This window comes from Sphingomonas sp. CFBP 13728 (assembly GCF_014841895.1).
GTDB lineage: Bacteria > Pseudomonadota > Alphaproteobacteria > Sphingomonadales > Sphingomonadaceae > Sphingomonas.
This window is the reverse complement of record NZ_JACYUS010000003.1, coordinates 539462-553478: the sequence shown is the minus strand read 5'-3', so window position 1 is coordinate 553478 and position 14017 is coordinate 539462. Positions and strand designations below refer to the sequence as shown.

Below are 14017 nucleotides of genomic sequence, written 5' to 3'. Positions count from 1 at the left end.
CCCGGGAGACGATGATGACGACACGTGAATCGATGCCGTACGACGTGGTGATCGTCGGCGCTGGCCCGGCCGGTCTCTCGGCAGCGATCCGCCTGAAACAGCTGGCGGCCGAGAAGGACGCCGAGATCAGCGTCTGTGTGCTCGAAAAGGGCTCCGAAGTCGGCGCGCATATCCTATCGGGCGCGGTCATCGATCCCAAGTCTCTCGACGAACTGCTGCCGAACTGGCGAGAGGACGGCTGCCCGCTCGCCGAAGTGCCGGTGACCGAGAACCATCACTGGATTCTCACCAAGACGAAGAAGAGCGAGATGCCGCACTTCGTCACGCCTTCGTTCATGCACAACAAGGGCACGTACACCGGCTCGCTCGGCAACCTCTGCCGCTGGCTCGCGGGCAAGGCAGAAGAACTCGGCGTCGAGATCTTCCCGGGCTTCGCCGCCGCGGAAATCCTGTTCAACGACGACGGCTCGGTCAAGGGCGTCGCGACCGGCGACATGGGCGTCGCGCGCGACGGCACGCACAAGGGTGACTACACCCCCGGCCTCGAACTCCACGCCAAATACACCTTCTTCTCGGAAGGCTGCCGCGGTCACCTCACCAAGGAGCTGATCCGCAATTTCGCGCTCGACAAGGACAGCGATCCGCAGGTCTACGGCCTCGGCATCAAGGAGCTGTGGGACATCGATCCCGAACTCCACGTCCCCGGCCGCGTCATCCACACGCAGGGCTGGCCGTTGTCCGAGACCGACGGCTCGAACGGCGGCGGCTGGATCTATCACCAGGCGAACGGCCAGGTCTCGATCGGCTTCGTCACGTGGCTGAACTATACCAACCCGTATCTCTCGCCGTTCGGCGAGATGCAGCGCTGGAAGACGCATCCCGAGATCGCCGCGCTGCTCAAGGGTGCCAAGCGCGTCAGCTACGGCGCGCGCGCGATCAGCGACGGCGGTTTGCAGTCGATTCCCAAGCTCGTCATGCCCGGTGCCGCCCTCATTGGCGACAGCGCTGGCTTCCTCAACGTGCCGCGGATCAAGGGCACGCATACCGCGATGAAGTCGGGCATGATGGCCGCCGAGGCTGCGGTCGAGGCGATCGTCTCGCAGCGCGGCCATGACGAACTTGCTGCCTATCCCGAGGCGTTCGAAAAGTCGTGGGTGAAGAAGGAGCTGTCGGTCGTCCGCAACGTCGTGCCGCTGGTCAAGAAGTTCGGCGACCTCGTCGGCTCGGGCCTCGCCGGCATCACGATGTGGGCGGAGCATCTCGGCATCAAGTTGCCCTTCACGATGCACCACCACCCCGACAACGAGAGCCTGTGGCGCAAGGATCTCGTCAAGCCGATCGTCTATCCGAAGCCCGACGGCGTCCTGACCTTCGATCGCCTCTCGTCGGTGTTCGTCTCGAACACCAACCACGAGGAGGACCAGCCGGTCCACCTGACGCTCAAGGATGCGAGCGTGCCGATCGAATACAACCTGCCGATGTACGACGAGCCCGCGCAACGCTATTGCCCGGCCGGCGTTTACGAGGTGGTGGGCGAAGAGACCGGCGATCCGAAGTTCGTCATCAACGCGCAAAACTGCGTCCACTGCAAGACCTGCGATATCAAGGACCCCACCCAGAACATCAACTGGGTCGTACCCGAGGGCGGCGGAGGCCCCAATTATCCCAACATGTAAGCGTCTGTTTCTAGCCGTAGGTCTTGCCGTGGCGGCGCCCGCCACGGCTGCGCCGGCTGATCTCTCCGCCTATCTCAAGGCTCGCGTCGCCGACGCCGCCGGCCAGCCGGACCTCGCGGCGACCAGCTACGCCAAGGTGCTGGCGGCATCGCCCGACGATCCCGTCGTCGCGATCCGCGCCTATCGCGAGGCGCTGGAGGCCGGCGACGTGCCGCTCGCCACCCGCGCCGTCGCGGTACTGAACAAGGCTGGCGTAGCTCCCGCCGACGCAGCACTGATCCCGCTCGCCGATGCCGCCCGCCGCAACGATGCGAAGGCCGCGAGCGCAGCGATCACCACGTTGTCGAGCGGCCCCCTCGTGGTCCTCGCGCCCTCGCTCTACGCGTGGGTCGCGCATGCCGAGGGCCGCGATCCCGAACCCTCGCTAGCGACCGCCGCAAAAGACCCCGTCGCCAACCGCTTCGCCACGGAAACGCGCGCGCTGATCGCCGCCGCACCGCGCAAGCAACCGCTCACGATCGGCGTCTCGCGCCTGCTCGCCCGCCTTGCCAGCGACCTCAGCGCAGGCGAACCCTCGCCGTTGTCGATTGCGCTAACCCAGGCCGCGCTGCGCGCCGACCCCGGCTACGACGCAGCGCGCGTGCTCCTCGCCGACGCGCTCGCCCGCAACAAGCTGGTCGACCGCGCGCTCGTCGTCCTCGACGGCGTCGACGCCAAGAGCCCCTCCGCCCCGGCAGCCGCCGCCGAACGCATCGACATCCTCGCCACCGCCGACCGCAACGGCGAAGCGCTTGCCGCCGCCAAGAACCGCGTCGACCAGAAGGGGTCTGAGCCCGCCGACTGGCAACGCTACGCCGACCTCCTGCTGACCACCGGCAACCCCGCCGAAGCCGCGACCTGGTACCAGCGCATCATCGCTGCCGACGGCGCGAAGGGCGGCAGCTGGGGCAACTGGCTGCAATATGGCGGTGCGCTCGACCAGGCCGGCCGCTGGCCCGAAGCGCGCGACGCGCTGGAAAAAGCCGTCGCCCGCGGCCCCGCGCAACCGCTCGCGCTCAACTATCTCGGTTTCGCGCAAGTCGAGCACGGCGACGACATCCCCGCCTCGATCAAGCTGCTCGAACGCGCCAGCCGGATCGATCCCACCAACGCTTCGATCACCGATTCGCTGGGCTGGGCCTACCACCTCTCCGGCAACACCGCGCGCGCTCTCCCCCTGCTCGAAACCGCCGCGCAAGCCGAACCCACCAACGCCGAAATCGCCGACCACCTCGGCGACGCCTATTGGAGCATCGGCCGAAACTACGAAGCGCGCTACGCCTGGCGCGCCGCCTTGCTGACCGCCGAACCCGCAGACACGGCGCGCATAACCGCCAAGATCGCCAACGGCCTCCCGCCCAAAGCTCGCCGTTGAAACCCCTCTCCCACCGGGAGAGGGAAGGGACCCGCAGGCGTGGAGAGGGCAAGGCGAGTTGACGGCAAAGGGGCGATTTCGCGAGATCACCACCAAATTTTGAGCGCCGAAAGAGCCGCGGCAGTGATCGTGACAATGCCCGCAACTGGCGAGGCGTGCCGCGCCTCAGGTCCGCCGTCATCCTGACGAAAGTCAGGATCCAGAGTCAAGGACGGCACCAATCGTTACCCTGGATCCTGACTTTCGTCAGGATGACGCGCTTAAACCCGCCGACATCACGCGTACTACGCTAAGCCGCGCTAGACCCCTTCGCCGCCAAACCCCGAGACCGACAATGCCCGCCATCACCGAACCCGCCCCCGCCAAGATCAACCTGGCGCTCCACGTCCGCCGCCGCCGCCCCGATGGCTACCACGATCTCGAAACCCTCTTCGCCTTCGCCACCGACGGCGACGTGGTCACGGTAGAACCCGCCCAAACCGACAGCTTCACCATAACCGGCCCCTTCGCCGCAGCACTCCTCCCCGCCCAAAACACCACCCCGACCCCCAATACCCCCCCGGCGACGGCCGGGGCCCAATTGGGAACGGCACATGACGAAGCACCCCGCTCGTCCAGCGCCGCCCCCTGGCAAGGCAACCTGGTAACCGCCGCAGCAGACGCCTTCACCACCGCCTTCGCCTCCGAGGCCCACCACGCCATAACCCTCGAAAAGCACCTCCCCATCGCCTCAGGCATAGGCGGAGGCTCAGCCGACGCCGCCGCCACGCTCCGCGCGCTGGCCCGCCTCCACGGCGTACCCCCAACCGACCCCCGCCTCCACGAAATCGCCGCAAAGCTCGGCGCAGACGTCCCCGCCTGCCTCGCCAACCGAACCACGTTAGGCACCGGCAAGGGCGACACCCTCACCACCCTCGAAGGCATGTCCGGCACGCCCCTCCTGCTCGTAAACCCAGGCGTCGCGGTCTCCACCGCCGCGGTCTTCAAGACCTGGGACGGCCGCGACCGGGGCCCGATCCCCGAAGGCAATCTCCTCGACCGCGCAAAAGCCGGCCGCAACGACCTAGAACCCCCCGCGCTGGCCCTCGCCCCCGAAATCGCCGAAGTCCGCACGCTCCTCGACAAGGCGCACGGCGTCCTCCTGTCCAGAATGTCCGGCTCCGGCGCCACCTGGTTCGCCCTGTTCGAAACCCGCGAAGCCAGAGACGCCGCCGCTACCGCCGCCCAAGCCAAAGGCTGGTGGACCCTAGCAACAACCCTCGCGTGATCGATCAATAGGCGGCGGCACCTTTGAGACTGGGCGCTACCGCACCGCCACCGCCCGTCATCCTGACGAAAGTCAGGATCCAGAGCGGCAAACGAAACCGCCCGTCACGACCAGTTCGTGACACCATCGACGATTCGATCGCCGCCAAAACCCCGCTCGAACAACCAGAACCGATCTCGACCAAACTCTGCCCGGCCCATCTCGTTACTCCGGATGTGTACGGCGCTTATCCCCTTCGAAAACGTGGAAGTCCGCAGTCATACGGCACCACGCCCTCGCCTTGTTCTCCCGCGAAGGCGGGAGCCCAATCGGGATCCCCGCCTTCGCGGGGAGACATGTCTTACTTGCGCGCAAGGGACAGCCGCCGCCGTGTTCAGGGGACTAGCGCTCCGCGGACTCAATGGTCGACGAGCGCGGAACGGTGGATGCTGAACCAAGCCCTGCATGACTAAACTCGGTAACCAATCGCGGCCGTTGCGAAACGCACACCCTTTCTGAAAAACCTATCGTTCCCCACTTGTTCCAAAAGAACAAAGAGAATACATGGTGTTTGACGCGTTGAATGGCACGCGCGCTTGCTTTAGCGATGGGAGCATATTCGATGGCCGCTAATCTGAAAGTGATCGACACCGGCATGGCAACCGCAACCAACGACCGGCAGAAGGCGCTCGACGCCGCGCTCGCGCAGATCGACCGCGCCTTCGGCAAGGGCTCGGCAATGCGCCTGGGCTCCAAGGAAACCATGCAGGTCGAGGTCATCTCGACCGGCTCGCTCGGGCTCGACATCGCGCTCGGCGTCGGCGGCCTGCCGCGCGGCCGCGTGATCGAGATCTACGGTCCGGAAAGCTCGGGCAAGACCACGCTCGCGCTCCACGTGATCGCCGAAGCGCAGAAGGGCGGCGGCACCGCGGCGTTCGTCGATGCCGAGCACGCGCTAGACCCGGTCTACGCCAAGAAGCTCGGCGTCAATATCGACGAACTGATCGTCTCGCAGCCCGACACCGGCGAGCAGGCGCTCGAGATCGTCGATACGTTGGTCCGTTCGAACGCGATCGACGTGCTCGTGGTCGATTCGGTCGCAGCACTCGTGCCGCGCGCCGAAATCGAAGGCGAGATGGGCGACAGCCATGTCGGCCTTCAGGCCCGCCTGATGTCGCAGTCGTTGCGCAAGCTCACGGGTTCGATCAGTCGCTCGCGTTGCATGGTGATCTTCATCAACCAGCTCCGCATGAAGATCGGCGTCATGTACGGCAACCCTGAGACGACGACCGGCGGCAACGCGCTCAAGTTCTACGCCTCGGTTCGCCTCGACATCCGCCGCATCGGCGCGATCAAGGCGGGCGAAGAGGTCACCGGCAACCAGACCCGTGTGAAGGTCGTCAAGAACAAGGTCGCCCCGCCGTTCAAGCAGGTCGAGTTCGACATCATGTACGGGCAGGGCGTCTCCAAGCTCGGCGAAATCCTCGATCTCGGCGTGAAGGCCGGTCTCGTTGAGAAGTCCGGCGCCTGGTTCAGCTACGACAGCGTGCGCCTCGGCCAGGGTCGCGAAAACTCGAAGACGTTCCTCAAGGACAACCCCGAAACCGCCGACCGCCTCGAAAAGCAGATCCGCGCGCGCACCGACAAGGTCGCCGAAGAAATGATGGCCGGCCCCGAAGAAGGCGACGACGCCTGACCCCACTTTCCCTCTCCCCCAGGGCAGAGGGAGGGACCCATTGCCTTCGCAATGGGAGGGTGAGGGCATGGTGCTTGGCCCATGGCTCATGAGGCCGAAGATGCGCACGACCGATAGTTCGAACACATGGTGAACTGACATGGCGCCAGCCTACTTCCCAACACCACCCCGGCGAAGGCCGGGGCCCAGTTGGCATGACCTTGCAAATAAAACCCTGCGCTAAACCAAGCTCTTTAGCGGCAATGACCCCACATTCTTGAACGAGCCGACCCCCTCTTGTTCTCCCGCGAAGGCGGGAGCCCAGTCTGGATCCCCGCCTTTGCGGGGAAACAGGGAAAAGCAGCGCGACGGGCTTGGGAAACCCTCGAAATCCCGCAACGCCAAACCGTCACCAGCGTCTATACTTCCTATACTTCACTCCAAACCACCGCCCCGACCGCAATGGAAAAAGCACCCCAGCCCATGACCACCGCCCACGACTGGACCGGCAGAATAGGCAACGTCTGGGCCGCAGAATGGCGCCGAACCGACCGCAGCTTTACCAATCTGACACCGCACTTGAACGCAGCGATCCTGTCCGCCGCCATCCCCCAAACCCGCAAGATCATCGACATAGGCTGCGGTGCCGGCGCGACCACGTTAGCCACCGCCCAAGCGCTCCCGACCGCGCAGATAACCGGCATAGATCTCTCACCAAACCTGATCGAGATCGCCAAACACCGCGCCAAAACCCAAACCAACGCCCGCTTCGAGTGCGCGGACGTCACCGCCGCCGCCCCGAACCACGCCCCAATCGACCTCTACGTCTCCCGCCACGGCGTCATGTTCTTCGCGGACCCCGTCGCCGCCTTCACGATATTAGCCGAAGCCGCCGCCCCCGACGCAACGCTAGTCTTCTCCTGCTTCGCCGACCGCGCCGCCAACCGCTGGGCCACCGAAATCATCACCGCGACCGGCCGCAATGCAGACGCTCCGGCAACCACCGCACCCGGCCCCTTCGCCTTCGCCGACCCGACCTACGTTGCGAGCATCCTCGAGAAATCCGGCTGGCACGTCGCATCACCCGAGCATGTCGAATTCGCCTACCGGGCAGGGGAGGGCGCCGACCCCGTAACCGACGCCGTCGACTATTTCCGCCGCATCGGCCCCGCCGCCTCCGCCATCCGCGACGCCGCCCCCGAGGAACGCGAGCGCCACATCGCGCGTCTCACCCAGGTCTGCGACCGGCACCGACTCGGCGACACGGTGGAATTCCCCGCCGCCGCCTGGATCTGGACCGCGCGCAAATCGTCCAAATAAAAAACAGGGGGTTCAGCATGATCATCGTCCACCACCTCGAAAACTCGCGATCGCAGCGGATCCTCTGGATGCTCGAGGAACTCGGCCTCCCCTATGAGATCAAGCGCTACGAGCGGAACAAGGCAACGATGCTCGCCCCGCCCGAACTTAAGCAGGTCCACCCGCTCGGCAAGTCGCCGGTGATCGAAGATGACGGTCAGGTGGTCGCCGAAACGGGCGCGATCGTGGAATATCTCGTCGACAAGGCGGATGGCAAGCTCGGCGCCCCCGCCAACCGCGCCGACGCGCTGCGCTACCGCTTCTGGCTCCACTATGCGGAAGGCTCGATGATGCCGCCGCTGCTGCTGAAGCTCGTCCTCTCGCGCATCCCGATCCTGGGCAAGGCGGCGACCAAGAAGATCCAGCCGATGATCGACGTCCACCTCGACTATGTTGAATCCGAGCTGTCGAAGCGCCCCTGGTTCGCCGGCGCCGAGATGACCGCCGCCGACATCATGATGAGCTTCCCCCTCGAAGCCGCGCGAAGTCGTGGTGGCCTGAACGAGTCCCGTCCCGCGACGATCGCATGGCTGGCCAAGGTCCACGCCCGCCCGGCATATCAGGCCGGCCTCAAAAAGGGCGGCCCCTACGCCTACGCTTGAGTAGCGCAAGTCTGGAACCAGAGGGAGCCAAGAAGACGACCTCTCCCCCAAACACCTCCCCGGCGAAGGCCGGGGCCCAATTGGAGAGGTCGGAGTAACGAAGCGCACCGTTCGTCAGCCAGGTTTCCCAATTGGACCCCGGCCTCCGCCGGGGAGGTACTTCTTCAGCGGTCCGCCAGCGTAAAACGGCACCCTTCAGAGGTCACCGGTTCAAGATCGCCGTCCAACATCAAACCTGCCCCGGCCCGATCTTCTCGTAGCTGTCCACGTCCACCTTCGGCCCATGCCCGGTAGGCGCATGCGGGAAATCACGGTCTGCCGGCTCGCGTTCATCAAGTCCGCCCTCCCACTTCGCAACCACAGTCGCGGCCACGGCATTCCCGATCACGTTCGTCGCCGACCGGCCCATGTCGAGGAAATGATCCACCGCCAGGATCAGCAGGATCCCCGCCTCCGGGATCTTGAACATCGACAACGTCCCCGCGATCACCACCAGCGACGCCCGCGGTACGCCTGCGATGCCCTTCGACGTCACCATCAGCACCAGCAGCATCGCGATCTGCTGCCCGATCGGCATGTGGATGCCGTAGGCCTGCGCGATGAACAGCGACGCGAACGTCATGTACATCATCGACCCGTCGAGATTGAACGAATAGCCCAGCGGCAACACGAAGCTCGCGATCCGCGGCGGCACGCCGAACCGGTCGAGCGCCTCCAGCGTCCGCGGATACGCCGCCTCGGACGATGCCGCCGAGAACGCGAGGATCAACGGATCGCGAATATACCGCACCAGCAACCGCGTACGCGGCCCGATCAGCAGGAACGCGATCCCGATCAGCATCGCCCACAGCAGCGCCAAGCCGATGTAAAAGCTCAGCATGAAGTAGCCGAGCTGGCCGAGGATGGCCGGCCCCCGCTCGGCGAGCGTCGCGGTCACCGCTGCGAACACCGCGAACGGCGCGAACCGCATCACGTAATTGGTGATCTGGAGCATCACCGCAACCAGCGCCTCGATCGCCTTCACGAGGGGCGCGGCCCTCTCGCCGACTGCGGTGATCGCGACGCCGACGAACACCGAGAACACGACGATCTGCAAGATCTCGTTGCCCGCCATCGCCGCGATCATCGAATCGGGGACGATGTGCGTGATGAACTTGGCGAGATCGAACGCCGCGCGGTCGACGCCGCTCGACGCGGTCGCGGGCGGGATCGCGAGCGCGAGGCCGACGCCCGGCTGCAACACGTTGACGAGGATCAGGCCCAGCGTGAGCGACAACAGGCTCGCGCAGATGAACCAGCCGAGGCTGCGCAATCCGACCCGGCCCAGTGCGCCGGTATCGCCCATATGCGCGATGCCCACGACCAGCGTCGAGAACACCAAAGGCGCGATGATCATCTTGATCAGCCGCAGGAACAGCGTCGTCACGATCGAGAAATAGCCCGCGATGTCCTTCAGCCGTTCGGCGGACTCGGCCGTGCCGTCGTCGATCGACGCGTTCAGGATCCAGCCGACGACCATCCCCGCGACGAGGCCGAACAAGATGTAATAGGTTAGCCGCTTGGCCATTAATCGCTCCCGAGAAGTGCGAACAGGGAAGGGGATTGCGGCGCCTGGGTCAAGGACCCTATCGTCCGGCGATGTCGACTGCACGCCACAAGCCCGCCTTCAGCCCCTCGCGCCGCGACCTGCTGAGCCTCGCGATCGCAGCACCATTGCTGTCGACCACCGCGATCCTCCGCGCCGCCGAGCCCGACCTGTCGGCGCTGTCCGACATCACCGGCGCGACCAGGCCGATCGACGCCACCGAACGCGCTGCGCGGCTGGTCCGTGCGCAATCGCTGATGAAGGCGGCGGGCATCGGCGCAGTGCTGATCGAGCCGGGATCGTCGATGATCTACTTTTTGGGCGTCCGCTGGCACACGAGCGAGCGGCTGACGCTGGCGGTCCTCCCGGCCGAGGGCGACCCGTGCATCGTCACGCCGTTCTTCGAGGAACCGTCGGTGCGCGAGACGCTCGCCGTTCCCGCCGAGGTCCGCGTCTGGCAGGAGGACGAGAACCCGCTAGCCGTGGTCGCCGGGTTCCTGCGCGACCGGAAGCTTGCCACGCGGCCGGTCGGGCTGGAAGCGGAGGTGCGGTACTTTGCTTATGCGGGGCTCCAGCGCGTGCTGTCCGATGCGAGGATTGTCTCCGCCGATCCGATCATCCGCGCCTGCCGGATGATCAAGACCCCCGCCGAGATCGCGTTGATGCAGGTGGCGACCGAGGTCACGCTCGCCGCGTATCGCTGGACCTACGCGCGGGTCGAGAAGGGCATGACCGGCCCGGAGATCGGCGCGCTGATGAACGCCGCGACCCGCCAACTCGGCGGCGCGCCCGAGTTCGCGCTCGCACTGATCGGCGAGGCGTCCGCCTACCCCCACGGCAGCCGCGAGATCCACCGCGTCGCCGACGGACAGATCGTACTAATGGACTGCGGCTGCACCGTGCAGGGCTATCAGTCCGACATCTCGCGCACCTGGGTCCACGGCGCCGCGACCGCCGATCAGCGCAAGACGTGGGACCAGGTCGCCCGCGGGCAACAGATCGCATTCGCCGCCGCCAAGATCGGCGCACCCGCCGGAAGCGTCGACGACGCGGTTCGCCGGCATTACGAAACGCTCGGCTATGGCCCCGGCTACAAGCTCCCCGGCCTGTCGCATCGCACCGGCCACGGCATCGGCATGGACGGCCACGAACCCGTCAACCTCGTCCGCGGCGAGATGACCAAGCTGGCGGCGGGGATGTGCTTCTCCGACGAGCCGGGGATCTACATTCCCGGGAGGTATGGCGTGCGGATCGAGGATTGCTTCCACATGACGGATGTGGGCCCGAAATGGTTCAGCGAGCCGCCCAAGTCGATCGACGCACCGTTGGGGTAAGGGACCTTAACGATAGCGCCACCACCCCGGCGAAGGCCGGGGCCCAGTTGGAAAGGTGACAATAATCGAGCGCAGTCCTTTGTTAGCAACGTTCCCCAACTGGGCCCCGGCCTCCGCCGGGGTGGTGGCCATGCCGTACCCAAGTGTCCGACATCTTGTTCTCCCGCGAAGGCGGGAGCCCAGTCTGGGTCCCCGCCTTCGCGGGGAAACATGCGCGCTTTGTTTCAATCGGATGCGTGCGAGCCACTCCATACCGCACACTTGAGCGAACCGCGCCGCTCGCCTAAGTCCCCGCGCATGACATCGACGAACGACATCCGCCGCGGCTTCCTCGACTATTTCGGATCGCAGGGGCACCAGATCGTGCCCAGCGCGCCGCTCGTGCCGCAGAACGACCCGACGCTGATGTTCGTCAACGCCGGGATGGTGCCGTTCAAGAACGTCTTCACCGGCCTCGAATCACGCCCCTACACCACCGCGACCTCGTCGCAGAAATGCGTCCGCGCCGGCGGCAAGCACAATGATCTCGACAATGTCGGCTACACCGCGCGCCACCACACCTTCTTCGAAATGCTCGGCAATTTCTCGTTCGGCGATTATTTCAAGGAACAGGCGATCGTCCACGCCTGGACGCTGCTCACGCGCGAATGGGGCCTGTCGCCCGACAAGCTGACCGCCACCGTCTACCACACCGACGACGAGGCGTTCGACCTGTGGAAGAAGATCGCCGGCCTCCCCGATCACCGCATCATCCGCATCCCGACCAAGGACAATTTCTGGTCGATGGGCGACAACGGGCCGTGCGGGCCGTGCTCGGAAATCTTCTACGACCACGGCGACCACATCTTCGGTGGCCCTCCCGGCAGCCCCGACGAGGATGGCGATCGCTTCGTCGAGATCTGGAACCTCGTGTTCATGCAGTACGAGCAGGAGAATGCCGAGATCGTCGGCAATTTGCCCAAGCCGTCGATCGACACCGGCATGGGGCTAGAGCGCATCGCCGCGGTCATGCAGGGCGTTACCGACAATTACGACACCGACACGTTCAAGGCGCTGATCGCCGCGAGCGGAGCGCTGACGCACACCGCGACCGACGGCGCCAACACCGCCAGCCACCGCGTGATCGCCGATCACCTGCGCACCGCCGGCTTCCTGATCGCGGACGGCGTGCTGCCCGCTAGCGAGGGCCGCGGCTACGTCCTGCGCCGGATCATGCGCCGCGCGATGCGCCACGCGCACATCCTCGGCGCCAAGCAGCCTCTGATGCACCGCCTCGTCCCCGCGCTCGTCACCGAGATGGGCGCCGCCTATCCCGAACTGTCGCGCGCACGCCCGCTGATCGAGGCGACCCTCCAGCAGGAGGAGACGCGCTTCCGCCAGACGCTCGACAAGGGGCTGAAGCTGCTCGACGAAGCGACCACCGGGATGACCGACGGCACGCTCGCTGGTGACGTCGCGTTCAAGCTCTACGACACCTACGGCTTCCCATACGACCTGACCGAGGACGCGCTGCGCGAACGCAACATCGCGGTCGACCGCGCAGGCTTCGACACCGCGATGGCCGAGCAGAAGCGCGCTGCCCGCGCGGCCTGGAAGGGCTCGGGCGCGAAGGCCTCGGACGACATCTGGTTCGACATCGTCGAGCAGACCGGCGGCACCGAATTCCTCGGCTACGCGTCCGACACGGGCGAGGGTGAGGTCGTCGCGCTGGTCAAGGACGGCGCCCGCGTCGACCACGCCACCACCGGCGACACGGTCGCGATCGTCGTCAACCAGACGCCCTTCTATGGAGAGAGCGGCGGGCAGGTCGGCGATGCCGGCCACATCTCCAACGACAGCGGCCTGCGTGCCAACGTCACCGAGACGTCGAAGCAGCTCGGCCGCGTGTTCGTCCACCACGCGATCGTCGACGCTGGCGAGATCAAGGTCGGCGACCCGGTCAAGCTCCAGATCGACGTCGCCCGCCGCGCACAGATCCGTGCCAACCACTCCGCAACGCATCTCCTGCACGAGGCCTTGCGCGAACGCCTCGGCACGCACGTCGCGCAGAAGGGGAGCCTCGTCGCACCTGACCGCCTGCGCTTCGACTTCTCGCAGCCGGTCGCGATGACCCCCGCCGACATCGCGCAGGTCGAGGCCGACGTGAACGCGCAGGTCCGCGGCAACGGCGCGGTGACGACGCTGCTGATGACCCCCGACGACGCGATCGCGATGGGCGCGATGGCACTGTTCGGCGAGAAATACGGCGACGAAGTCCGCGTCGTGTCGATGGGCTCGACCGATAAGGGGACCTACTCGATCGAGCTGTGCGGCGGCACGCACGTCACCGCGCTTGGCGATATCGGCCTGTTCAAGGTCGTCGGCGAAGGCGCGGTCTCCAGCGGCATCCGCCGTGTCGAAGCGCTCACCGGCGAAGCGGCGCGCGCGTATCTGACCGGCCGTGACGACCGCCTGCGCGAAGCCGCCGCAGTCCTGAAGTCGACCCCCGACGAGGTCCCGGCGCGCGTCGCATCGTTGCTCGAAGACCGCCGCCGCCTCGAACGCGAACTCGCCGACGCGAAGAAGGCGCTGGCGCTCGGCGGCGGTGGTTCGGGCGAAGCGGCTGGCCCCGAACAGGTCGGCGGCGTCGCGTTCATCGGCCAGGTGCTCAACGACTTCGAAGCGAAAGGCCTGCGCGGCGCGGTCGACGAAGCCAAGCAGCGCCTGGGTTCCGGCATCGCGGTGATGGTAGCAATCAACGACTGCCGCGCCTCGGTCGCGGTCGGCGTTACGGCGGACCTGGTGGCCAGCCACAACGCCGTCGACCTGCTCAAGATCGCGGTGGCCACGCTGGGCGGGCAGGGCGGCGGCGGCCGTCCCGACATGGCCCAGGGCGGTGGTCCTGACGGAGACAAAGCTGCGGAAGCAGTCGCGGCGGTGCGGGCGAAACTGGAGTCGGCGGGCGCCTGAAATTCGCCGACGTCGCACGCTAACCCCGAGCAATGTCCCCCGCGGACGCGGGGGCCCAGCTAAGTACCGCTAGCTGCCTTGGCTCCTGGCCCCCCGCCTGCGCGGGGGAACAGAAGAGAGCGCGACAACCAACACAACCTCCACCCCGGCGAAGGCCGGGGCCCAATTGGCACGTCC

The 14017-nt window shown here is 66.3% G+C and carries 9 protein-coding genes; 8 read left to right on the top strand and 1 reads right to left on the bottom strand.

Translation table 11 applies throughout. The features are described from left to right. The first annotated feature begins 14 nt into the window (after nt 1-14). The 6 genes from IFT67_RS15495 to IFT67_RS15470 all read left to right on the top strand — a co-directional run bounded on the left by IFT67_RS15495 (nt 15) and on the right by IFT67_RS15470 (nt 7972). Nucleotides 15-1676: an electron transfer flavoprotein-ubiquinone oxidoreductase gene (locus tag IFT67_RS15495; RefSeq protein ID WP_192239057.1), complete on the top strand. Its 1662-nt coding sequence runs from the start codon at nt 15-17 to the stop codon at nt 1674-1676. Between the two features lie 28 nt (nt 1677-1704). Then, nucleotides 1705-3090 (top strand): tetratricopeptide repeat protein, encoded by a 1386-nt coding sequence (locus IFT67_RS15490; RefSeq protein WP_192239056.1) that lies wholly within the window; start codon nt 1705-1707, stop codon nt 3088-3090. Between the two features lie 334 nt (nt 3091-3424). Beyond that, nucleotides 3425-4357, top strand: coding sequence for a 4-(cytidine 5'-diphospho)-2-C-methyl-D-erythritol kinase (locus IFT67_RS15485; protein WP_192239055.1), 933 nt, complete (start codon nt 3425-3427; stop codon nt 4355-4357). 601 nt (nt 4358-4958) lie between these two features. Continuing rightward, the gene (gene recA, locus IFT67_RS15480) at nt 4959-6032 is read left to right on the top strand and encodes a recombinase RecA (RefSeq protein WP_056047175.1); all 1074 of its coding nucleotides are present in this window, start codon (nt 4959-4961) and stop codon (nt 6030-6032) included. A 462-nt stretch (nt 6033-6494) separates the two neighbouring features. Next, complete coding sequence (locus IFT67_RS15475; RefSeq protein ID WP_192239054.1) at nt 6495-7331, top strand: class I SAM-dependent methyltransferase; 837 nt, start codon at nt 6495-6497, stop codon at nt 7329-7331. Between the two features lie 17 nt (nt 7332-7348). Next, a complete protein-coding gene (locus IFT67_RS15470) occupies nt 7349-7972 on the top strand; it encodes a glutathione S-transferase family protein (protein WP_192239053.1) in 624 nt (207 codons plus the stop codon). Between the two features lie 229 nt (nt 7973-8201). Here IFT67_RS15470 and IFT67_RS15465 read toward each other — a convergent pair whose 3' ends face one another. Further along, nucleotides 8202-9539, bottom strand: coding sequence for a dicarboxylate/amino acid:cation symporter (locus IFT67_RS15465; protein WP_192239052.1), 1338 nt, complete (start codon nt 9537-9539; stop codon nt 8202-8204). 71 nt (nt 9540-9610) lie between these two features. Between IFT67_RS15465 and IFT67_RS15460 the strand changes: the two genes are divergently transcribed. Together IFT67_RS15460 and alaS are read left to right on the top strand one after the other, a co-directional pair. After that, entirely contained in the window at nt 9611-10891 is a 1281-nt protein-coding gene (locus IFT67_RS15460; RefSeq protein WP_192239051.1) for a M24 family metallopeptidase, read from the top strand. 297 nt (nt 10892-11188) lie between these two features. Further along, nucleotides 11189-13840, top strand: coding sequence for an alanine--tRNA ligase (gene alaS / locus IFT67_RS15455; protein ID WP_192239050.1), 2652 nt, complete (start codon nt 11189-11191; stop codon nt 13838-13840). Nucleotides 13841-14017 lie beyond the last annotated feature (177 nt).